Genomic DNA, 21,631 nt, shown 5'->3' on the forward strand with positions numbered 1-21,631 from the left:
CATCCTGGTGTGGGCCATCCCCCCGGTCGTAGACCCGGTGCCTCCAAGGTCGGGTCGACGCCGACGTGTGGGGAGAGCCAACCGATGTCCGAACCCCGCCCGCCGATTCCCGGGTCGGCCGACGTGCTGTCCAAGCCGCCTGGCTACGTCTATCGCGAGCGTCACGGGGTGGTGGCCCTCTGCCGCGACGGCCGACCACCAGGAGGCGGAATCGGGAGAGCGAGCGCCTGCCTGGGGGCTTGGCCGCCTAGACGCGGGGGCTGTAGAGGGGGATGTCAGGTGCCACGCCGAGAGTCATCGCGGTAGTCCTGAGGTCTGTCCCGGTGAAGCAGTCTTCGCACACCCGGACACGCACGACGGTGGCAGGTCCGTCATCCCGCGCGAGCTCGAGGACGAGTGTTTCCGCTTCCTCCGGGGGCAGGCCCAGCAGCGTGAGTCCCGCGACGGCCCACTCCGGGGCATCGTGGAGGAAGCCGAGCCCTGTGTCGGTGCCTGTCCGACAGAGCAGGCAGCTGTGACGGTAGGTCCCGTCCAGTCCCGCGACGGGCGTGGGCGAGGTCATGGATCCCCTTGTGGTTGATGCGGGCGATAACGCCGGGAGTGTGCCGGATGTCGGTCGGTCCCGATCGGGTGATCATGTCCGAAAGGGCGCCGCGGCTCCCCGGCCGATGGAGTGGGACCGGAGCCGGCCCACCGCGCTGGTGCACGCCGTCGGCCGCTGGGGACAACCAATCGGACGGGTCCGCGCCATACGAACGTGAGGGGTGGGCCGCTTCCGCGAAGCGGCCCACCCCTCACGCGAGAGTCGCGCCACCGCGCGGAGCGGATCGTCGTCGAGGACGCGACTGCAGGGCCGCGTGGTGCCGGGTGGGTGGCCGTCTCCCCGCCTGGATGGGGCGGACTCGACATCCCGATGCGCGATGAGTCCATTCAGGACATATCGAATCCTGCTCCCGGGTCACGGTTTCGCCGGTTGGTGTGCGACCTCCCAGACCGCGGCGGCGGAGATGCCGAGCACGCGGCAGGTCAAGATCAGCTCCGCGACGTGGCTCGACTCCGCGACGCGGCTCGACACGATCCTGGTCCCGGTGCCGTACACGATCGGGCGCGGGTAGTCCGGGAGCAGGTGTCGTCTGATCTCCTGCGGGGGTGGCGCGCCGGGGGCGGAGGCGACCTCGCGGACCAGCATGACCGTCGCGGTGACGGGGTCGGCGATGCCCGGGGGTGGTGTGAGCGCGGCGCCGGCGGCACGCGGCGCCGTGGGCCCCGGTGATTCCGCCTCGGCCAGCAGTGTGGTGGCGGGGATGGACAGGGTCTGGGCGACGGTGATCAGCAGTGCCAGGCTGATCGGCTTCGCGCCCGTCTCGCGTGCCCGCACGAACGCAGCCGTGTGTCGTGGTGAGAATCGTGCTCCCAGCGCGGCCTCGGTGAGTTCCGCGGTGTGGCGCGCGTGGCGCAGCGCGGTTCCGAGCGCGCGGTTGATCTCGTCGCTGCGGGGCGTGGCGTGGGGGATCACGGTGGGCGCGTGGGGATCGGCGGGTTCCGGGACCGGCATCGGACGGGTGCCCGGTTCGGACAGGGCCAGGGGGTAGTCCAGCAGGTGCTCGCGCAGCGCCTCGGTGTCGATGTCGGTCAGCGCGGCCAGCTCCGCCAGGCAGGCGTCGTCGAGGAACGTCCGCTGGTGTCCTTGGGCGTGCAGGAACCGTCCGGCCGCGCGCAGCCGCGCGAAGTCGGGGTCGGGGTCGGCGCGGAGGTGGTGGGTGTCCAGCAGGTATCCGAGGGCGGGGACCCGGCGCGGGGTGACCGCGGCCACGACCGCGCAGAGGTGGGTGCCCAGCAGGTCGCACCACGCGCGCAACCGGTCCAGTGACGCCGCGCGTCCGCCGAGTTCGTACTGGGTCACCGATTCCGTGTGGACGTCGAGCCGCGCGGCCACCTCCGGCTTGGTGATCCCCTTGTCGCGGCGGAGCCCGGCCAGGCAGGCGCCCACCGCGGCCATCAACGGTGTTCCCGCCGTGGTGGGCGACACGGGCAGCGCCTGGGTGGCGGTGAGCAGGTCGCGCGCGCTGAGCCCGTCCGCGGCGGCCAGCACCCACGCCGGGTCGACCCCCAGCACCGGGCTCACCTGCGCGACGGCAACCAGCGACGGCGGCCGGATTCCCCGCTCCCAGGTCCGGTAGGTCTCTCGTTCCGGGGGCGAGGGCACCCGAGCCACCAGGTCCGCCACCGCCAGGCCCTGATGGCCGCGGTAGACGGCCAGCACCCGCCCCACCGCGACGGCGTATTCGTCGCGGTGGGACGAGGACCCGCCCGGGGCCTGCGCGGAGCGGCGGCGGGTCACCGTGCGCGCCGGTTCCGGCGCGGGCCGCTCGCGCGGGGGCAGGGGCAGGGTCAGGGGGTGGCTGTGGAGGCGGTCGAACAGCCGCGGCGGGGTGATTCCGGTCGTGGTGGCCAGTGCGGCCACGGTGTGCTCGTCGACGGCGAGCAGGGTGCGCCCGTGGGCGCGGAGGAGGTCGGCGACCGCGGCCAGCGCGCGGTAGCGCGGATCGGTTTCGGCGTGGAGGTGGTCGAGGTGCAGGAGGTAGGGCCCGGTGGGGGCGTCGGTGGGGCCGACCGCGGCCACGACGGCGCTCAGGGGCACGTCCAGGGCGTCGCACCAGCGGCGCAGCCCGCCCAGTCGCGGCGTCCAGCGGCCGCGTTCCCGGGTGTACAGGGCGCCCTTGTCGACACCGAGCCGGGTGGTCAGCTCCGCCACGGTGACGTCCCGGTCCTGTCGGATCCGTCTCAGGCAGGCGCCCACCGCCGCCTGCCAGGACATGTCCGGGGCCTTCGGCGCCGCGGGCAGTTCCCGGGTCCGCTCGTACAACGCGCGCGGGCTGAGCCCGTCCGCGGCGGCCAGGACCCACGCCGGGTCGACCCCCATCCGCGCGCACACGCCCACGACGATGGCCAGGGTGGGCGCCCACCGGCCGCGTTCCATGGCGATGTAGCGCGAGGTTGTCGGGGCCGCGGGCCAGTCGGCGAGCAGGTACGACACGGGCAGCCCTTGATGGCGGCGGTAGAGGCCCACCACCGCGCCCACGGTGGCGGTGTAGTCGTCGATCGACGGGCGCGGCGCCCGCGCGCCGCCGCCCTGCTCGGACGTCGCGGTGGGGGCGGTGCGGGTGCGCACGTGTCGGTGATCCTGTCCTCCCCCGCCCGCGGGCGGGGGTCGCGGTGATGTCGGGTTGTCAGTAGCCGGACGGTCGGGACGGCACGCCCAGGGGCAGGGTCAGGGGGTAGCCGTCCAGCCGTTCGCGCAGCGCGGTGCGGTCGATGCCGGTCGCGGTGGCGAGCGCGGCCACGGTGCGGTCGTCGACCTCGAGCACCGTCAGGCCCTGTTCCCGCAGGACCGTCGCGGCCCCGCGCATCCGCGCGTAGTCCGGTGCCGGGTCGGTGTGCGGGTGGGTCAGGTCCAGCAGGTACCCGCCCTCCGGCGCCCGCGAGGAGCCGGTGGTGGCCGCGGCCACCACCGCGCTCACGGGGACACCCAGCCCCCGGCAGTAGGCGCGCAGTCGGGGCAGCGGGATCTCGGTGGTGCCCCGCTCCCACTTGTACAGCGCCTCGTGACTGACCCCCAACCTCGCGGCCAGGACCTTGCCGCTGCTGACCCCGCAGGCGGAGCGTGTCGCCGACAGCATCGCGCCCACCGCGACCGCCGGCGGCGTGCCGGCGACCTGCTCGCGCGGCACGGGCAGGGCCCGGGCCGCGGCGAGCAGGTCACGCGCGGTGAGCCCGTCGGCGGCGGCCAGCACCCAGACAGGGGCGACCCGCGCCCGCGCGCACGCCGCCGCCAGCTGGACCAGCGACGACGGCCGGAGTTCTCGCTCCCCGCGCCGGTCCTGCGTGGACGTCGGGGCGGCGAGCGGCCCGTCCGGCGCGTCCGGCCGTGTCGTGTCCCGGTGACGCCGGTAGACACCCAGTATCGCGCCGACCGCGGCCGTGTAGTCATCTCGGTGTTCACTGTGGACGGTGGGGGTGCGCATGGCGGTGAGGGAATCCTGGTTCTCCGCACCCGGCACGGGCACGGTCGAAGGGGAGCGCGAAGCGAACCGGGTGTGTCCCGGGGACCGGGCCCGACCCAGAGGGAGGCGGGGGCAGGACCCGGCCCCGGGGGCGGACCGCGCGAGCAGCGCGTGACCGCGCCCACCGGATCCCCGACGCCGCGGGTCGGCGACCACACCGTGGCGGTGAGCCCGGTGCGGGCCGTTCACCGCCGAAGCCGATGAGCCCACGAACCCGCCCCGCGGCGGGGACCAGCGCGGGTCCGCGTCGGCCGACGCGGTGGTCACGTGTCCGTCCCCGACGACGCGTCGGTCACGGGCTTGTCAGTCACCGGCTTGTCGGTCACGTGCTCGCCGGTCTCCACGGACAAGCCGAACCGCGCGTGCATCGCTTCCATCTCCCGCTCGTGGTGCGCCCGGGCGCCCCGGATGATCTTCCCGAACATGGGGTCGTTTGTGAGGTCGTCGCTCATGTCTGCCTTCCTGTGATCGGCTGGTGGACTTCCGCGTCGGGCGGGACGCGCCCTCACGCCACCGGTGCCGCCCGGTGCCCGCCGGTGGCGGTGTGCCGGCCGCACCCGGTGGCGCGGGGTGGCCGGGCCCGCGCCCCCGAGGGAGGTGGGGGTGGGGCCCGGCCGGTACCGGGGGTGTGCCGGTCAGGCGTCGGGGGCGGTCGGCCGGCTGTCTGCTCCACTGGCTTGTCCATTTCGTGCGGGGGCGGGATGTAGCTCGGGTCGAACACGGGGTGACGACAAGCCCGGATGGGTGTCCTTCCGGGTAGGCGGTGGTGCGGGCGCCGAGGGCACCGCGCGGGCGGGGAGCCCCTCGACCCCGGGGCCGACGTGGGGGCCGGTCAGGTGGGGATGTGGTTCACGCCGACGGCCGCGGACCAGTCGTGCAGCGCGGTGATCAACCCGGCGTCGCTCCAGCGGGCGCCGTGGGCGTTGACCCGGTCGCGGTAGAGGGCGCGTAGCGCGGGCCCGCGCACCGGCAGGTCCAGGTCCGCGGCGACGCGCGCGAGGGCGAGCAGGTCGGGGATGGCGGTGGTGTCCGGGCTCAGCGTGGCGGCATCGCTCAGCGCTAGGCGGCCGTCGGGGCGGCGGCGCAGGCGCCGGTGGTGGGCGGTGAGCAGGTCCAGGCCGCCCACCGGTAGGTGGTCGGCGCCGTGCGCGTCGGCCAGCCGGTGCAGCACCCGCGTCCACGCCCGCGGCTCGCAGACCCAGGTGGGCGCGGCCGCGGCCAACGCCGCGCGCACGTCACGCCCCGCCCACGCCTCGTCGGGCGGGTGGCGGGCGGGGGCGGTGTGCACGCGGGCCACCAAGTCCACCAGTGCGGTGAACGCTCCGGGCGCGCGCAGGTCGATCGTCTCGGGCAGGGCCTGCAGGATCAGGCTGCGTTCGGTGTCGGAGGTGGTGATCAGCTCGGGCAGCACGCGCTCGGCGGCGAGCAGGCGGTGCGCGGCGAGTTCGGCGCGGTAGCCCTCCTCCCAGCCGTGCGCCCGCCGCACCAGGCCGTCGCGGTGGACGGCCTCCACGACCGGGTAGCGCACCGCGAGATACCCCGGGGCCAGCCGAGCGCGGGCGGGGTCGGTGGCGTGCAGCACCGGCCACAACCCGGCCGACGCCCGTTCGACGCCCGGTGTCGGTCCCCTGCCGCCCACCGCCCGGGGCGCGGTGTCGATCACGACTCCGCCCCCGCATCCGCGATCGTCGTGACCACTGTGGACGGTAGGGGTACGCATGGCGGTGAGGGGATCCTGTTTCTCCGCGGCCCGGCACGGCGGGCACGGTCGACGAAGGCGAGAGGGGAACCTGTGTGTCGCGGGGACCGGGTCCCACCCTGAGGGAGAAAGGGGGTGGGACCCGGCCGGGGCGGTGCCCCGGTCAGGAACGCGCGCGCGGCGCGGTCAGGGTGGTCGGGTCACCGGCGGGGGTCGACGCGCAGTCGCCGCCGTGGGGGCAGTCCAGCGGGGGACGGCCCTTGCCGAGTCGGGCGATGCGCGGCGCGAGCAGGACCCAGGAGTGTTCGGTGGCCGCGACCGCGATCTGGGGGCCGACACCGCACGTCATCACGTCGGAGCGGTCGGTCCAGCCGACGATCCCGATCGGCGTGCCGCGCCGGTCCACGGCGCTGATCGGGCCGCCGCTGTCGCCCCAGCACGCCCCGCGGGGCTCGGGGGTGTGGGTCAGGCAGAACTCGTCGTCGCCGACGGCCCCGGTGGTGCAGGAGGCGTTGGCGGGGTCGCCGGGCGCGGCGGTGACGGTGCCCGGGGCGCGGTAGAGGCGGGTCGGCGGTGTGGTGGCCGGGTCGACGCCGGGGTCGGTGGTGTAGCCGTACCCGGCCACGCTCACCGTGGCGCCGGGCCGGGCGGGCAGCAGCGGCAGGTAGGGGCCGGGCAGGGTGCCCTCGGGGAACACCAACGCGACGGTGTCGTTCATCCGGTTCTGCTTCAACCGGTCGGGGATCGGGTCCCGGTCGCGGACCGGTGTCCCCCACCGGAAGTCGGCGCCGACCAGCGCGACCGGCCGGTACGCGCGGGCGGTGGCCAGGTCGGTGCCGACCCGCAGCGCCCAGTCGCCGGGCGGTGCGGGGTTGATGACGTAGTCGCGGCCCAGCAGCGTCACCGTGCGCGGGGGCACCGCCGCGGGGCCCGGGGGTGTCGGCCGGGGGAACGCGCAGTGCGCGGCGGTCACCGCGACCGTGTCGCTGACGACGAACGCGCTGCACCGCGGGGTGCCGTCGGCCCGGTCCAGACGGGCGGCGAAGCGGTACGTGTCCGGGGCGGGGTCGCCGCCGACGATCGCCGGGGCCTGCGGCCCGGGCGGGGCGGCGTGGGCGGGCGGGACGGCCGACATGGCCAGGGCCGGGACCGCGACCAACGCGGCCACGGCGACGAGACGATTGCTCACCAGCGGGTTTTCCTTTGTGTGGAGGGAGATCCCGGCACCGGTGGTCGGTGCCGGGTGTCGCCTGGCCGGTCGCGGCCGACGACGGCCTGGAGGGGGATCGGGCGCGGGCACGGTGGATGGGTGGGTCCGGTCCCGGCTGGGTCCGGACCCACCCGGTCTGAGGCGTTCACGCGCCCGGGTGGGGTTCAGGACGCCGGTGGCGGCCCGGGCGGCGGGGTGAGCAGGGTCGCGCGGGCGGCCTCGACCGCGACACGGTCGACCTCGTCGAGCGTCGGGGCGGTGCCGCCGGTGTCGGCGGTCGCGTCCTCGACCATGCCCAGCGCGTGCAGCGCGAGGGCGCGGCGGCGGAACAGGATGCCGTGCTGGTAGGTGTTGACGGCGGGCACCAGCGGGCGGGCGGTGTCCACCGCGGCCAGGGCCTCCCCCGCGCGCCCGGCGGCGGTGAGGGCCCGTGCCCGCGTCGAGCAGACCGACGCCAGCAGCCAGTTCCCCAGGCGCGGGCCCTCGCGGGAGGCGAGCAGGCCGTCGGCCGCCAGCTCCGCGGCCTCGCAGGCGGCCAGGGCGTCGTCGTGACGGCCCAGGTCGGTCAACGCGTGGGCCAGGCGCGCGGTGAGCGAGGCCCGCACCACCACCGCCCACCCCGGCGACGGCGCGTCCTCGAGCGAGTGCCGGGTCAGCAACGCCAACGCCGTACGCAGCACCGCCTCCAGCGTGATCGGGTCCTCCTGGACCCGCCAGATCACCCACGCCTCCGCCAGCGCCGCGACGGTGGCCCACTCGTCGCGGCGCGTGGACTCGACGAACACCGCAGTCAGCAGGCCCGCCTCGGCGCGCAGCCACGACCGCGCCTCCCCCGGGTCCGCCCACAACCCCTTCGGGGTGCGCGGCGTCACGGGGCTGTGCAGCGTGGCCGACGGCGCGGCCACCCGCGCCGCGACCAGCGCCAGCCGCGCCACCCGGTCCACGAAGCGGTCCACCGCAGCGGGCGCGGTCGAGGTCGGGCCGTGGTCCGCGACCGGGGGGGCCAGGCGGAACCGGGACGTGCGGCCCGGTTCCCGGGTCACGATCCCGGCCTCGGCCAGCCCCGTCAACACCGCGGTCGCCTCGCCGTCGGTGTCCGGCGCGCCGGGCAGGCAGCGCAGCGTGCGCGCGGTCCACCCGCGCACCGGCTCCAGCCCCGGTACGGCCCGGGCCAACGCCACCATCGCCGCCGCGACCCGCGCCCGGTCCGGGTCCAGCAGCACCCAGGCGGCCGCGACGTCGGCGGCGTCGTCCAACATCCTCGCCTTCACCTGCCCCCCACTTCCTGTACCCGCGCCCGTTTGCCTTTCCGGGCAACGGAATCGGTGAACGCGAACCCGCAGGGGCGCGCGTGCGCGACGGGGGTCACGACAGACCCACCGCGCGGCGGACCCGCGACATCACGAAGCCGAACGTGTCCCACACCGAGTGCGCGGCGGCCGGCGCGATCACGTTGCGGGAGCGCAGGAACAACAGCGTCGCGGCCGCCGACCACACCGCCATCCCGACCATGCCGACCCCGTAGTGCGGGTGATGCGCGGTGGGGATCCACCGACGGCCTCGGGCCACAACGCATGCGCACAGAACCTCTCTGTCCTTTCGGGACATTGACCGGGCGTTGCCGGTCGGCGGGCGCGGGGGCGGTTGCCCCCGGCGCGGGTCAGGGGGCGGGGTGTGGCTCGTGGTCATCGCCGATGCCGTCGAGGAGGGCCGTCGCCAGGGCACGGTCGGTCTCGGCGGCGGTGTGGTCGCCCCGCTCGTGGTGGATCGCGCCGCGCTCACGCAACCGACGCGCCACGACCCGTGGCGCGCCCGCCCGTTCGGCGTGGGCGGTGGCGCGATCGGCGTGGGTCAGGGCCTCATCCAGGCGCCCGGCCCGGTGCAGCGCGGCGGCCAGGGCGGCCTCGGCGTCGGCCGCCACCTCCGCGTCGCCGTTCGGGGCGGCGGCGGTGACCGCGTCGCGGCCACCGGCGATGGCCGCGTCGACCACGCCCTGGTCGGTGAGCCCGCGACAGATGCGAGTGAGGAACACCGCCGCCAGGACGTCCTGGCCCAGCGCCGTCGCGGCGCGGTGGCCGTGACGGTCGGCGCGGGCCAGGGCGACCGGGTCCCGGCCCGCGAGAGGCGAGATCGCCGGCATCACCTCGGCCAACGCCGCCGTCAGGTCGTGGTGCCCGTGGCGCGCGGCGGCGTCGAGGACGTCCACCACAGTGTCGCGGGCGGTGAGAGCCCAGGCGTGGGCGTCGGCGGGGGTGGTGAACACCGCGCCCGGTTCGGTCGCGCGCAGGGCAGGGTGGTGGCGGCGGGTGTGGGGGTCGAGGGCGACCGCGGCCGCCGCCGCGCGGTCCGCGTACCAGGCGATGATCCCCTCGCGGACCCCGTCGCGGTCCTCGGCCGTCCACGCGGCGGCGGCGGCGGTGGTGGTGTCGAGGTGGGCGCGGTGCGCGTGGTGGACCCGCCAGCGCCCGGGACCGGCCCGCAGCAGTAGGGTGCGCTCGGCCAACGCCGCGCACCCCGCGGCCACCCGCGCGGCGGACCATTCGAGCCCGGCCGCCACCGCCGCCACCCCCGCGGTCGGGCCCGGGTGCCACCCGACCGCGAGGAAGAGCCGCCGCATGGGCTCGTCCAGGGCGGCCACGGACGCGGCCAGGGTCGCCTCGATCGCCGGCCCCGGCCCCACGGCGGGCGCGGGCAGCACGGCGGCCAGTTCCTCCGGGGTGAGGCCGGGGTGCGCGGCCAGCAGCGCCCCGGCCGTGGCCAACGCGAGCGGCACCGAGCCCAGGCGCCAGGCCACCGGCCCCAGCCGCTTGGGCTCCGCGCGGGGGTCCGCGGGGTCCAGCCATGCGCGCATCACCGCGACCGCCCCCTCGGGCGCCAGCGGCCCGAGACGCGTCAGCGCGAACCCCCGCGCCCGCCGCCAGTCCGACAGCCGGTCAACGGAGGTGATCAGGACCGCGGACCCCGGCCCGGGCAACAGCGCCTCCACCACACCGAGCACGCGGTCGACGACATGGTCGAGGACCAGCGTGACCGGCCGCTCGGCGGTGACCGCCCGCCATACCGCCACCAGCGCGGCCTCCTCACCGGACACCGCCTCCGGGTCCAGGCCCATCTCCCGCAGCCAACCCGCCAGCACCGCGGCCACGCTCACCCCCGGCCGCTCCCGCACATCCAGGCACCGGACGCCGCCGGGAAAGCGGTGCGCGGTCCGCGCGGCCCACCACGCCACCAGCGCGCTCGTGCCCACACCGGGCGCCCCGGTGACCACCACCCGCGGCGCGCCACCGGCCTCCACATCGAGACGGTCCAACCGGGACACCGCCTCCAAGGGCTCGACATAGCGCGACACCCCCGGCCGCCGCACCGGCACCGACACCGCCGCGTCCTCGATCACGCCGTCGACGACGGCGGTGGCGGGGCTCATCGCCCGCCCCCGGCCGCGCCCGAGCCCGCTCCGGGTGCGGGGCGCGGGGCGGCGCGCGGCGGCTCTCCGGGGCCGCTGGCCGAGAACCCCGTGCCGCAGCCGCGTCCCAGCGGCGTGATCACCCGTGGGGGCGCCGGTCGGGCGTCGGCCCGCGGGTCCGGGGTGGTCTCGGGCCCCTCGGTCTCGGTGGTGGACGGGTCGGGAGTGGTCATCGTGGGGTGTCTTTCGGTTGGGTCGACGGGGTTCGCATCCGGCGTGCTCACGTCGGCCGCCGGGCAGGGGGCGATGCGGGTGGCGGTGGCCGCCGCCCGCTGGTGCTCGTCGGCGAGCGCGACGTGGTCTCGGGTGTCGGCGGGGTCCGGCCGCGCCGCCAGCGCCAGGTGCAGCTCCCGCGCCGCGTGGTGGACTCGTTCGTGGATCCCGCCCGGGTGGGGGTGGCCGCACCCGCGCGGACGCGCCGAGGCGACCGCGCGGTGGACCTGCGTGTCGGCCGCTGCCAGGTCCCCGCGGGCCAGCAGCGCCTCGGCGCGGCCGATCACCACGTGCACGTGGCCTAGGGCCTTGCGGTTGTCCCCCAGCACCGCCAGGGCCTCGTCGGACGCCGCCAGCGCCGCGTCCAGGTCCCCGCGCGCGCAGGCGATCTCGCCACGAAGGCTCAGCAACCGTGCCCGCCGGGTGAGGTGCGTGCGCGTCGCGTCGCGGCGATTGCCCCACGAGCGCGGCCCACTCGACTCGTGCGCCGCCAGCGCGGCGTCCACATCGGCCTCCGCCGCGTCGTGCTCGCCCGCGAGCAGGTGGGCCGTGGCGCGGCGGTCCAGCACCGCCGCCCTCACCGGCCCCGCGTCCTCCCCCTCGGCCACGCGCAGGACGTCGGTACAGGCCCGGGTCGCCTCGGCGGCGCGCAGCTCGACCAGGGCCTGGCACAGGCCGACACCCGCGTCCATCTCCCACCGCCGGTCCCCCGGCCACACCCGCCGCGCCGCGGACACCGCGATCCCGTGCGCGCGCAGACACAGCCCCGGATCCCCCAGGTGCGTCAACGCGCTCGACACCTCGCCCAGCAGCACCGCGTCGGCGACCCCGCCCGGGGTCCCCGCCGCCAAGGCCACCTCCTGCACCGTGGCCGCGATCGCGCCGCGGTGGGTGCGAACCCACCGGCACGCCGCGTCCGCGGTGAACCCACCCGACTCCGCACCCAGGCGAGCGAACCGGGGATGGTCACGCCGTCGGCCACGGGCCAGCGCGTAATCGGCCGCCGCCAGGGTGTCCAACAGCGGGGCGCGCGCGGGCCCCGACCACGAGTCGGACACCCGGGGCATCGAGGACTGCCGGGACGCCATGATCACACCTCACATCGGGGACGGGACAACGACACACGACCGCGCGCACCACCGAACCGGCGACGACACCCGGTCTCAGGCGGCGGGGATCACCAGCACCGGCCACCGCGCCCCGAGATCAGGAGGCTCGGTGGGCTGGACCCGCCACCGCCCCCGCGCAGCGGTGCCGGGACCGGCAGACGACACCCGGAACTCGGCGGCGAGCAGGCCCAGCACCAACCGCTCCCCCGCCGGGGACACCAGGTCCACCCGGGTCCCGGGCTCGACCCCGTCGGGCACCGGCGAGGTCACCGCGAACCCCTCCCCCGCCGGGGCCGGATCGAGGGCCAGTGGGTGGTCGGTGACGGCGGTGACCGCCCGCCACCCCTGCGGCAACGCCCGCGCCGGGACCGACCCGGCGTCGAGGGTGCCCCGCCACCGCCCCCGCTCGGCCAGCACATCCCCCGGCCGCCCCGACCCGACCCGGCCGGTGACCGGGTCCGGCAGCACCGGCCGCACCGCCGGGTCGTCGACCCCCGGGGCCAACGCCACCGTCGCGCCGCCGGACCCGACCGCGACGGTGTTCGCCGCCGACGCCCCCGGGACCTGCGGCACCCACGTCACCGGGTCCACCCCACCCGCGTGGTCCTCCGGACCCGCGGTCAGCGCGCACCACAACCGCACACCCGTGCCCGGGGCCGCCACCGCGAACGCCGCCACCGCCGGCTCCACCGCCACCGCGTCGCCCGGATCCGGGGTGTGGTCGACGAACCCCACCGCCGCCGGGGACCCGTCCACCAGCCGCGTCACCGCCCGCACCCGCAACCGCGCGTCGTCGGGCCCACCCGCACCGCCCGCGATATCCACCACGTCCGAGGTGACGAACGCGACCAACTCCCCACCCTCCGGCGCGGGCGCCGCGAGGCCGACCACCGTCATCCACACCTGCCCCGGCGGACCGGTCTCGGCATAGAACGCCGATATCGGCGCCTGCTCGGGCGGACGCACCACCGGCGCCGCCCGCCATGCCCGCGCGGCCGACCCCACCAGCTCACGATCGCCGATCCGGGCACCACGCCCACACCAACTCCGCACACCCAACCCGCCCGCCGCCGCGCCCCCGCACGGCAGGACCCGCACCTCACCGACCGGACCGGACGAGGAGACAGGTCCGGCCGCGGCCAACACCGGCAGGCAGCAGGCCCCGGACACCAGCAACAGCGACACCAGCAGGTGCGCCCACCGCGAAACCGGGGTCCCGCGCGCGAGAAGCGCACCGGCCGATACCGGGTGTCCGTCGCGACGATGGTGACGCGCGATGCTCATCGCCCCGACCCGCCTGTCACCACGGCGACCCGGGCCACCGACTGGTCGGGCCGGGCCGGGTCCTCGGCGCGCCACAGCACGGTCGAACCGGCCGCGCAGCAACACGTCCCGTAGTGCGCCGGTCGCACACCCACCCAGAACGCCACGGAGTCCCCGACGCCCACTCCCACCGCCAGCGACTGCCCGGACAGCAGCCAACGCCAGACCCGCACACGAAACCGATCACCGAGACGGCCGGGTCGGGCCGGGCGTTCCCACCGGCGGGTCGAGCCCTCGGCGGGCAGCAACGCCCACTCCCCCGCCGGATCCCCACCCCAGCACGCGCCCACCAACCACGCGGCGGCGCTGTACCCGCTCGGGAACACCGCGGTCGGCAACAAATCCATCGCCCGCGTCGCCGCCCGGTGCGCATGGAAATGGACTCCCGGCGCCGCCTCGTCGAACCCCACCCCGCCACCGCCATGGCCCGACGCCGCAACCGGATCCACCCGACCACCCAGATCGAGCGCGTGGGACCACGACCGTCGGGAGGCCGCGGTGGGCGCGTCGGGGAACGCCGGTGAGGTGCTCATGACCAGTCACCGTGGCCAACCACGCGCGGTGGCGCCATGCGCCTGGATATCCCGCCCGGAATACAACGTGAAACCGATATCGAATACCGGGGTGGCCAGGGGGAACCGGATCCTCCCGGATCAGGTCCCTCGGGACACGACACAGGGGAGACGCTGTGGTGGTGCGCTGTACCGCTACGCTGCGATCAGCGTTCATCACCGTGGGGATTGGGGCCCGTCGTCGTGCCGAACCGTGACCGCTGTCGACGGTGCGCGGCGTTCCTGCGTGCCGGGCACCTCGACATCCTGTGCGACCCGTGCGCGCGGGTGGTCCGCGCCGCCAACGGTCTTCCCGACCCCGATTTCTACCGCGACACCGAGCACGTGCGGGCCGCGCTGATCGATCACGACTTCGGCCCGGTGTTCGTCGCGGTCCGCGCGCACGCTGGCCTCACCCAGGAGCAGTTCGCGGACCTGCTCGATCTGCGCCAGGCGCGGCTCTCGCGGATCGAGAATGGCCGCTTGAGGTTGAGCGACAGTCGAGAGGTCGTGCGGATCGCGGCTACATTGGGTATTCCGGCCCTGTTGCTCGGGTTCGACGCGGGCCCGGATGCCCCGTCCGACGAGGTGGAGGTGAGCGAGGAGGTGGACCGCCGGGATTTCTTCGGCGCGGTGGCCGGCATCGTGCTCGGTGCGACCGCCCCGCCCGACCGCCCCGACCTGCTCGCCATGCTCTCGCGGGAGGACCGGGCGCCCTCGGCACGGGCGCTGCGGACGACCGACATCGTCGCGATCCGAGAGGCCACCGACGCCTTCCGCGCGCTCGACTACCGACGCGGCGGCGGCATCGCCCGCACGGGGGCCGTGGCGGTGCTGCACGAGGCGAACGCCCTGCACGCCGAGGCCCACGGCCCGCTGGTGCACGAGCTCCGGCTGGCCACCGCCGAGCTGGCGGGGATGGCGGCGTGGATGCACTACGACATCGAGCGCCACGCCACCGCCGCCGACCTGTGGCAACAGGCGCTGGTCCTGGCCCGCGACGCCGAGCACCCCCGCAGCGCCGACCTGACCGCGCAGTTGCTGCTCGACACCGCCCACCAGGCCCTGCACCGCGACCGCCCCGAAGACGCGCTGCGGCTGGTACGGCTCAGCGCCGCGACCGTCGCCGGCCACCGCTACCCGGCCGGGGCCAACACCCGGGGCTACATCGCGATGAACCTGGCGTGGTGCCACGCCTCCCTGGGCAACGTCGAGGCCACCCGCCGCGCTCTGGACCAGGCCCACCAGTGCTACGCCGACCACGACCCGGCCACCGCGGCCCCCTGGGAAACCGCGCACCTCGTGCCCGCGGAGCTGCACGCCCAACACGGGCACGCCCTGTGGCTGCTCTCCCACACCGACCCCACCCACGCCGAGCAGGCCGCGCACCTGCTCGGCCAAGCCGTCGACGGCTACGGCCCCGACTACGCCCGCTCCGCCGCGGTCAACCTCCCCGGCCTGGCCGGAAGCCTCCTGCGCGTCGGTGATCTCGACGGTGCCGTCAGCGCCGGGCACCGCGCCGTCAGCGCCATCGAGGAACTGTCCTCCCGACGCGCCTACGCCCGGCTGCGCACGCTGGCCGACACCGCCGAGGCGCACCGCCGCCACCCCGACGTCGAGAATCTGCGCCAACGCATCCACGCCGTGCTGCCCGCCGCGTGAGCACATCCAGCGAACCTGGCGCGCTTCCCGGACACCGCGAACTACGCGAAGCGTGCGCGGCCTTCGGCCTCGACGCCACCGACGCGCGGCTGCTGCACCACCGCTCCAACGCCGTCTACGCCCTGCCCGGACCGGGCGCCGTCGCGCGCCTGTCCCCCGACACCGCGCTACGACTCGACCGCGCGCGCACCGTCATCACCGTCACCCGCTGGCTCACCGACCAAGGCCACCCGGTCGCGCTCGCCCCACTGCCCGGCCCCCAACCCGTCATCGTCCCCGGAGCGGTGGCCACCTTCTGGCCACTGCGCACCGCCGCCACCACACCCACCGCCACCGACCTCGCAGCCCTGCTCCGCGAGCTGCACGCCGTACCCGAACCGCCCTTCACCCTCCCCCGATACCGGCCCCTGCACAGGCTCCGCGAAGCGCTCGACCTCGACACCGGCCGCGAGCACCCCGTTCTCCCCATCGCCGAGCACCGCTGGCTCACCGACCGCGCCGGCGAACTGATCGACGCCTACCAGGGCGCCGACTTCCCCCTCGGCCACGGACTCGTCCACGCCGACGCCCACTTGGAAAACCTCGTCCCCACCGCCGCCGGCTGGACCCTCATCGATTGGGACCACGCCTGCCACGGCCCCCGCGAACTCGACCTCCTCACCGCCGCGCCCGACCACTTCCACACCCCCGAACCCGACCGCCTCGCCTTCTCCGCCGCCTACGGCCACACCCTTACCGACTGGCCACACTGGACAGTACTGCGCGACATCGCCGAACTGCACTCCCTCGCCTCCTACATCCGCCTCGCCCCCGGAAAACCCACCGCCGCCACCGAACTCGCCACCCGCCTGCGATCACTGCGCACCGGCGACCGCGCGACCCGCTGGCACGCCGTGTCCTGAACTCCGATACACGTCCCATTCCCCGGCAGGTCGCCCGCCGATCGGAGATGTCAGTCCCAGGGACCTGATCCGGGAGGATCCGGTTCCCCCTGGCCACCCCGGTATTCGATATCGGTTTCACGTTGTATTCCGGGCGGGATATCCAGGCGCATGGCGCCACCGCGCGTGGTTGGCCACGGTGACTGGTCATGAGCACCTCACCGGCGTTCCCCGACGCGCCCACCGCGGCCTCCCGACAGTCCTGCGCTCGATCTCGTCGACGTGGTTGCCGTTGAAGGGCATGGCGCGGTGCCCCAGCCGGCGTAGTCGCCGTCCGATCCCACCCGCCAGCTCCTGCCGGGACATGGAAATGCCAGGAGTCCGTGGGGCCGTCGCCTCGCGGACCGCGCGGAGCAGATCGTGGGGAATGGGCACCCCTGTTCCTCGAGCAGGGTGCCCGCGCGAGAGCGGACGAAGCGTCATCCCTCACCCACTGTTGTCTGGACGACTCCCGGCCCGATGAACCAGTCTCCCGCGCACCGGCCGCACACGATCACCTTTCGTCCTGCGGAGTCCCCGGCCCAGGCTGCGGCCCGGCTGCGGGACGACCGCCGGCTGCACGATCCCGACCGTTTCCGGCACGCGTGCGGCGGCGCCTTGTTCTGGCACCGCAAGATCCTGCTCGACATCTCCCGGTACACGGTGGTCGCCGCGATAGACCGCCCCCTTGACAGCACAACGTTGCGCCACTACGAGCACGGTCGAGTCGCTGTATCGGTGGGCCGGTTCGCGCAGGTCTGCGCCGCCCTCGGCGAGCGCCCCGACGCGATGCTGCGCGAGGTGCTGCGCCTGCACGACGAGGCCGAACCGCCCGTGCTCTGGCTGGATCCCCGGCGTCTGGGTCCCGATCTGCCGCCCTCGATCGCCGGTTGGCGCCACCGGCGGGGCACCGACCCCGCCCCGGTGTCGCTGGACACCGTGACCCGGTGGGCCGACAGCGACGGTCTCACCGTCGAGACCGTCCTGGGCCATCTGCGCCGAGCGCGCGTCACCGGCCCCCACCCGGAACCGGCCCCACCGGCTTTCCAGGCGGCGCCGGAGCACCGCCCGCTCCCCGGCCCGGACCGTCCGAGACTCAACCGCGAACTCGGTCGCTGGCTCAAGGACATGCGCACGGCGAACGCGCTGACCCGCACCGGACTCCACAACCTTCTCGTCCACCGGGCGGGCATGACCCTGGGCGTGAGGAGGCTGGAGCCCTACGAAGGCGGGCACCGGGCAATGACTCTGCTGTTCCTGGTCCGGTGCGCCCGTCTGCTCGGTGCCGATCCCTGCGACGCGCTCGGCACCGCGTTCGACGCCTCGACCTCACCGGCGCCCACGTCCACCTCCACCTCCCCTCGATGACCGGCGTCCCGCCCGGCACGCGCCAGGACCCCTCCGGAACGACCCGCCCGGCGAGGGAGGCGTTCACCCGGGACCTGGGTCGGGCGCTGCGCGGTCGGCGCGCCACCCTGGGGTTCGGCCTCGCCCGCGTCGCCGCCGCGACCGGTCTGCGTCCGGGAACCCTGGACAGCTACGAGCGCGGAGCCAAGGCCCTGGCGCCTTACCGGTTCGTGCCGCTGTGTCGGGCCTTGGACCTCACCCCGCACCACCTGCTCCTGGCCGCGGTCACCGGCGACGTGGTCGGTGTCCTAGGCCGACACCGGGTCCTGCCGCCCCTGCTGAGCGTGGACCCCCGCCGCCTGCCCACGCCGGTCGCGTCAGCGCCGTGGGCGGGACCGGCGCGCGCCGTCCACCTCCCCCTCGCCTGGATCCAGGACCACGCCGACCGCGCGGGCCTGGACGCCGTCACCGTTCTGGCCCACCTGCGCCCCGCCCGGCTGCCGCCCTGGACGCCCGGGCCGCCGTCCTCGAGCGCCTCGCGCGAGGCGTTCACCCGGCGGCTCGGTATCCGACTCGCCCGCGCCCGACTCGCCCACCGCTGGACCCTGGCCACCACGGCCCGCGCCGTCACCGCGGCCTCGGGCACCCCGATCGCGCTGAGCACCCTCCACAGCTACGAGAGCGGAGAACGCGCCGCCTCGCTGCACCGGGTGGTCGAGATCGCCCGGGTGCTCGGCATCTGCCCCGCCGCGGCCCTGATCCACGCCGACCGCCCGTAATGACCGGGCCCCGCACCGCGGTTCTCGCCGCGTCGACGCGGAACACCGGATGAGCCCCGGTGACGACAGCACCGGTGATGATGACCGGGCCGTGATCGCGGGGTTGTTGCGCCGGGTACGCGCGCGCCGGGGACTGTCCCGGGCCGAGGTCGCGGCGCGGGTTCCGGGGGTGAGCGAGGCGATGGTGCGCGACTACGAGAGCAGGCATCGGGTGCCCCGGCCCGCGCGGCTGCTGCGGATGCTGGACGCGGTGGGCGCGTGTCCGCGGTCGGCGCTGCCCCGGCCGGGGGACATCGTGGTGTCCACCCGCCGGCTGTTGGAGGATCCCGCCACCCCTGCGCACCTGGCCGCGTGGGCGCGGTTGCGCTCGGCGACCGGGCACGTCGTGGTGCGGGTGCCCGGCACTGCGGCGACGCGGGTGACGCTGGACGTGCTGGTCGGCCCCGAGGCCCGCGCCGCCCTCACCGCCACCGACGGTGGTGTGTCGGGACCCGATCAGGTGAGGCCCCGGGGCGGCGGCGCCGTTAGGGAGGATCCAACGTCGTAGCGTTCACCCGATCGTCCTTTCCGAGCGGAGAACATCAGCGAAACTCGCCACGGCGACCCGACACTTTGCCAACGATTGCCGACACCGTGCTTCTGGTGACGCTAGGGCCCGTCTCGCCGGTGATCAAGCGATCGGTCGAGGGAGAGCTGCCCCACCGGCAGATCAGGATCAGGAGCGATCAACCGCGAGACATCCATCACCGGCCCCCTCCGACCCCGCCCCACAGCCGGTCCGGAGAACCCGGACGCTGACACGACATCACCTCCAGAGTAGCCCGAAACGGTTATCCCCACGTGGATCCGGACGCGCACACGACGGGGCGGACAGGCGGTACCGAAGACCCGTCGCGTAGTCCGCAAGGGCCTGCGGGTCGCTCCGCGCGGCCTGGGCCAACGACCATCGGGAACATGCATCGAGCGAGCCTCCCTGAGTTCAGTACGAGCGGGAACCGGCTTGATCGCTGAACACGGCCGCCGAGGCGGTCGGGTCCACCCGGTTGCCACCGGCACCCGCTTCAGGGTCGTCATCCGGAGCGGGACCTGGGGGGAAGGACGACTCGGGGACGGTCTCTACCTGGCCTGTTTATGGTCAACCGTCACGAACTGCCCGATGTCGTTCGCCAAGGCCGCCCTCCGCGCGGGCGCTCGATCACGCGTCCGTTGGCAAGTCCGAAGGTCGTGGTCGACCCCGTGCCGCCGGGCTACGGCCGAGTCGTGATGGCGTCGGCCCTTCCAAGGCTTGCCCGAGGGCAAGCAGCCGAGTAGCGAGGCCTCGTTCGACCTCGGCCAGTGAGTCGCTGTACTCCGTTCGCCCCCCGTCGACGTCCAACATCCTGCCGATGTAGACAGCCAGGGCCTGGTTGACGCTGGACACCTCGGCCAGGAAGGCCAGTTCGTCGTGGTTCATGGGCCGTCCGTGATGGTTCGGTGCGCGCGCTGTCGTCTCATTGCCACCACTGGGGTATCGGGGGGGTGGCCGCGCGTGGGCGGCTGTGACGCGGTGCTCGGGGATGGCCCGCGCGCCAGCAGCAGCCGCGCACCCGTACCGCGCAGCCGGTTGGTGAGCGCGGCGGCGGTGGAACTGTCGGTGAATAGATGCCCGGCGTCGACGGCCACCGCCGCGTAGGAGTCCGGCAGACGCAGGACATCACACAGACCGGTGAACCCCGGCCGCTGGATCTGACCGGGTGTGAGGTCGCGGTCGACGAACACACCGCAGAGCCGCAGGCGCTCCCGGCGACAAAAGTCCTCCAGCACGCGACGGCACGCGCGGCCGAAGTCCGGGCGCCGTCCGGTGGCGTCGATATAGCCGTAGACCAGGGTGTGGTGGGAGGAGTCCGCGCGAAACCGCGGCGGCAGCGTCACGTCCCGACCGAGAGAGGCAAGCCGTCGCGCCAGGTCCTCGGGTGTCAGTCCGTCCATGTTCACCGCCACCGGTCCGAAGGTCTCGTGGGCGGCATCCGGTGCCGGGGCCCGGAGGACCCGTGGAGGGGAAGGGACCGGGCGCTCCCGGCACCGGATGCCGTACAGGAGAGTCTGCCCAGGTGGGAGCCGGTGGGGAACGAACGACTGTGGCACTTGCGTGGCACTTGCGCTGCACCGCGACGTGGACCCGTGATTGCATACAGCGCGGAAGGAGGCGCAGCGCGTGGCGTCGGTGCGGCAGTGGACAGGGCGTGAGGCCCAGGCGCTTCGCCACGCCCTGCGTCTGAGTATCCGCGGCTTCGGTGAGTATCTGGGTGTCGGTATCCGCACCGTGACCAAGTGGGAAGCCCTGGGCGCCGAGACCACACCGCGGCCGGAGAAGCAGGCGATCCTGGACACCGCCTTGTCGCGGGCCGACGCCGACGCCAAGGTGCGCTTCGAGCTGCTGCTCATGGCCGAGGGCAACTCCCCACTCAAGGGCCGCTACCGGTCCGCGCCTCGAGAATGGGACTACGAGACGTGGACCGACGACCTCGGGCGGGCCGCGGCGTGCCTGGCGCGGCAGGATTTCACCTTCGCCGCCAGCCTCGTCGACCGGTGGCTGCGCCGCTACGATCCGCACGGCCTGGACAACCACGGCCTGTACCTGCGCGCCCGTTCGCTGGCACTGCTCGGCGACGTGCAACGCGACCGAGGCGAGATCCACGGTCCGCTCTCGGCCTGTCGCACCTACGGTCAAGCCCGTCAACTCTTCGTCGACCTGGACATCCCCCGACGGGCGGCGCAGGTGGACCTGGCCCTGGCGGTGATCGAGGAGATGGGCGGCCGGTTGCGGCAGGCCGCCCAGCGCTATGAACTGCTGGCCGACGACGGGCGACTGAGCCCCCAGGACCGCGCCCGTGCCCGGCTGTGGGTGGGCACCGCGTTGACCAAGACCGGCGACATCGTCCATGCCGTGCCCGTCATGGACGAGGCGATCCGGCGCTTCGACGAGCTCGAGGAACCCTCGGATTGGTCGGTGGCGCACCAGAAACTGGCGTTGGCCCACCGTGGCGCGGGTGATTTGTCGAACGCCGCGCGCTACATCGAGGTCGCGCTGTCCACGCGGGCGGCGGACTCCCCGATGCAGCGCGTGCGGCTGGACACCGCCCACGCCCACATCCTGCTGTCGGACAACGCCACGGCTGACAGCGGAGTGCGACTGCTCGATCAGGCCGCGGCGACGGCCCGCGACTACGGCATGTCCCACCAACTGGCCAGCATCGACGGCATACGCCACGCCTTCGAGCGGTCACGGCGATATGGAGGATGAACGGATTC

General features: G+C 74.9%; 18 protein-coding genes. 6 read left to right on the forward strand and 12 right to left on the reverse strand.

Annotated elements, in window-relative coordinates; genetic code table 11:
* Window positions 1-958: 958 nt before the first annotated feature.
* From V5P93_RS19700 to V5P93_RS19750, 11 genes are all read right to left on the reverse strand, one after another.
* Window positions 959-3,172, reverse strand: coding sequence for a helix-turn-helix transcriptional regulator (locus tag V5P93_RS19700; RefSeq protein WP_104480668.1), 2,214 nt, complete (start codon window positions 3,170-3,172; stop codon window positions 959-961).
* 58 nt (window positions 3,173-3,230) lie between these two features.
* The gene (locus tag V5P93_RS19705) at window positions 3,231-4,067 is read right to left on the reverse strand and encodes a helix-turn-helix transcriptional regulator (RefSeq protein WP_146108145.1); all 837 of its coding nucleotides are present in this window, start codon (window positions 4,065-4,067) and stop codon (window positions 3,231-3,233) included.
* Window positions 4,068-4,327: 260 nt separating this feature from the next.
* The gene (locus V5P93_RS19710) at window positions 4,328-4,516 is read right to left on the reverse strand and encodes a hypothetical protein (RefSeq protein ID WP_104480670.1); all 189 of its coding nucleotides are present in this window, start codon (window positions 4,514-4,516) and stop codon (window positions 4,328-4,330) included.
* Window positions 4,517-4,896: 380 nt separating this feature from the next.
* Window positions 4,897-5,727 carry a hypothetical protein gene (locus V5P93_RS19715; protein WP_104480671.1) on the reverse strand — a complete coding sequence of 277 codons (831 nt, stop codon included), beginning with the start codon at window positions 5,725-5,727 and terminating at the stop codon, window positions 4,897-4,899.
* A gap of 199 nt (window positions 5,728-5,926) precedes the next feature.
* The gene (locus tag V5P93_RS19720) at window positions 5,927-6,952 is read right to left on the reverse strand and encodes a trypsin-like serine protease (RefSeq protein ID WP_146108146.1); all 1,026 of its coding nucleotides are present in this window, start codon (window positions 6,950-6,952) and stop codon (window positions 5,927-5,929) included.
* 185 nt (window positions 6,953-7,137) lie between these two features.
* The gene (locus V5P93_RS19725) at window positions 7,138-8,232 is read right to left on the reverse strand and encodes a hypothetical protein (protein WP_104480673.1); all 1,095 of its coding nucleotides are present in this window, start codon (window positions 8,230-8,232) and stop codon (window positions 7,138-7,140) included.
* Window positions 8,233-8,338: 106 nt separating this feature from the next.
* Window positions 8,339-8,485, reverse strand: coding sequence for a hypothetical protein (locus tag V5P93_RS19730; RefSeq protein WP_181043632.1), 147 nt, complete (start codon window positions 8,483-8,485; stop codon window positions 8,339-8,341).
* A gap of 148 nt (window positions 8,486-8,633) precedes the next feature.
* Entirely contained in the window at window positions 8,634-10,397 is a 1,764-nt protein-coding gene (locus tag V5P93_RS19735) for a hypothetical protein (RefSeq protein WP_104480675.1), read from the reverse strand.
* Window positions 10,394-11,737, reverse strand: a complete 1,344-nt coding sequence (locus V5P93_RS19740) for a hypothetical protein (protein ID WP_104480676.1) — start codon at window positions 11,735-11,737, stop codon at window positions 10,394-10,396. Before V5P93_RS19740 ends, V5P93_RS19735 begins: the two co-directional genes overlap by 4 nt.
* 75 nt (window positions 11,738-11,812) lie before the next feature.
* A complete protein-coding gene (locus V5P93_RS19745; protein WP_104480677.1) occupies window positions 11,813-12,943 on the reverse strand; it encodes a hypothetical protein in 1,131 nt (376 codons plus the stop codon).
* 95 nt (window positions 12,944-13,038) lie between these two features.
* Entirely contained in the window at window positions 13,039-13,428 is a 390-nt protein-coding gene (locus V5P93_RS19750; protein ID WP_146108147.1) for a hypothetical protein, read from the reverse strand.
* A 408-nt stretch (window positions 13,429-13,836) separates the two neighbouring features.
* Between V5P93_RS19750 and V5P93_RS19755 the strand changes: the two genes are divergently transcribed.
* The 5 genes from V5P93_RS19755 (at window position 13,837) to V5P93_RS19775 (ending at window position 18,887) form a co-directional block, all read left to right on the forward strand.
* Window positions 13,837-15,294 carry a helix-turn-helix transcriptional regulator gene (locus V5P93_RS19755; RefSeq protein WP_181043633.1) on the forward strand — a complete coding sequence of 486 codons (1,458 nt, stop codon included), beginning with the start codon at window positions 13,837-13,839 and terminating at the stop codon, window positions 15,292-15,294.
* Window positions 15,291-16,196 carry a phosphotransferase family protein gene (locus tag V5P93_RS19760; protein ID WP_219824054.1) on the forward strand — a complete coding sequence of 302 codons (906 nt, stop codon included), beginning with the start codon at window positions 15,291-15,293 and terminating at the stop codon, window positions 16,194-16,196. The genes V5P93_RS19755 and V5P93_RS19760 overlap by 4 nt, the downstream gene beginning before the upstream one ends.
* Before the next feature lie 498 nt (window positions 16,197-16,694).
* Window positions 16,695-17,582, forward strand: a complete 888-nt coding sequence (locus V5P93_RS19765) for a hypothetical protein (protein ID WP_104480680.1) — start codon at window positions 16,695-16,697, stop codon at window positions 17,580-17,582.
* Entirely contained in the window at window positions 17,579-18,340 is a 762-nt protein-coding gene (locus V5P93_RS19770; protein WP_104480681.1) for a helix-turn-helix transcriptional regulator, read from the forward strand. The genes V5P93_RS19765 and V5P93_RS19770 overlap by 4 nt, the downstream gene beginning before the upstream one ends.
* Before the next feature lie 49 nt (window positions 18,341-18,389).
* On the forward strand, window positions 18,390-18,887 hold the full coding sequence (locus tag V5P93_RS19775; protein ID WP_104480682.1) for a helix-turn-helix transcriptional regulator: 498 nt from the start codon (window positions 18,390-18,392) through the stop codon (window positions 18,885-18,887).
* 902 nt (window positions 18,888-19,789) lie between these two features.
* Here V5P93_RS19775 and V5P93_RS19780 read toward each other — a convergent pair.
* Window positions 19,790-20,320, reverse strand: coding sequence for a hypothetical protein (locus tag V5P93_RS19780; protein WP_146108148.1), 531 nt, complete (start codon window positions 20,318-20,320; stop codon window positions 19,790-19,792).
* Between the two features lie 214 nt (window positions 20,321-20,534).
* On the opposite strand from V5P93_RS19780, the gene V5P93_RS19785 reads away from it, so the two are divergent.
* Window positions 20,535-21,623, forward strand: coding sequence for a DNA-binding transcriptional regulator (locus tag V5P93_RS19785; protein ID WP_104480684.1), 1,089 nt, complete (start codon window positions 20,535-20,537; stop codon window positions 21,621-21,623).
* Window positions 21,624-21,631 lie beyond the last annotated feature (8 nt).

The organism is Actinokineospora auranticolor (assembly GCF_041897805.1).
Classification (GTDB): domain Bacteria; phylum Actinomycetota; class Actinomycetes; order Mycobacteriales; family Pseudonocardiaceae; genus Actinokineospora; species Actinokineospora auranticolor.

Coding starts and splice junctions, on each gene's coding strand:
- V5P93_RS19765 (WP_104480680.1), top strand. CDS start 16,695: ATGAACCAGTCTCCCGCGCACCGGCCGCACACGATCACCTTTCGTCCT.
- V5P93_RS19750 (WP_146108147.1), bottom strand. CDS start 13,428: ATGGATTTGTTGCCGACCGCGGTGTTCCCGAGCGGGTACAGCGCCGCC.
- V5P93_RS19740 (WP_104480676.1), bottom strand. CDS start 11,737: ATGGCGTCCCGGCAGTCCTCGATGCCCCGGGTGTCCGACTCGTGGTCG.
- V5P93_RS19710 (WP_104480670.1), bottom strand. CDS start 4,516: ATGAGCGACGACCTCACAAACGACCCCATGTTCGGGAAGATCATCCGG.
- V5P93_RS19775 (WP_104480682.1), top strand. CDS start 18,390: ATGAGCCCCGGTGACGACAGCACCGGTGATGATGACCGGGCCGTGATC.
- V5P93_RS19725 (WP_104480673.1), bottom strand. CDS start 8,232: ATGTTGGACGACGCCGCCGACGTCGCGGCCGCCTGGGTGCTGCTGGAC.
- V5P93_RS19770 (WP_104480681.1), top strand. CDS start 17,579: ATGACCGGCGTCCCGCCCGGCACGCGCCAGGACCCCTCCGGAACGACC.
- V5P93_RS19735 (WP_104480675.1), bottom strand. CDS start 10,397: ATGAGCCCCGCCACCGCCGTCGTCGACGGCGTGATCGAGGACGCGGCG.
- V5P93_RS19730 (WP_181043632.1), bottom strand. CDS start 8,485: ATGGTCGGGATGGCGGTGTGGTCGGCGGCCGCGACGCTGTTGTTCCTG.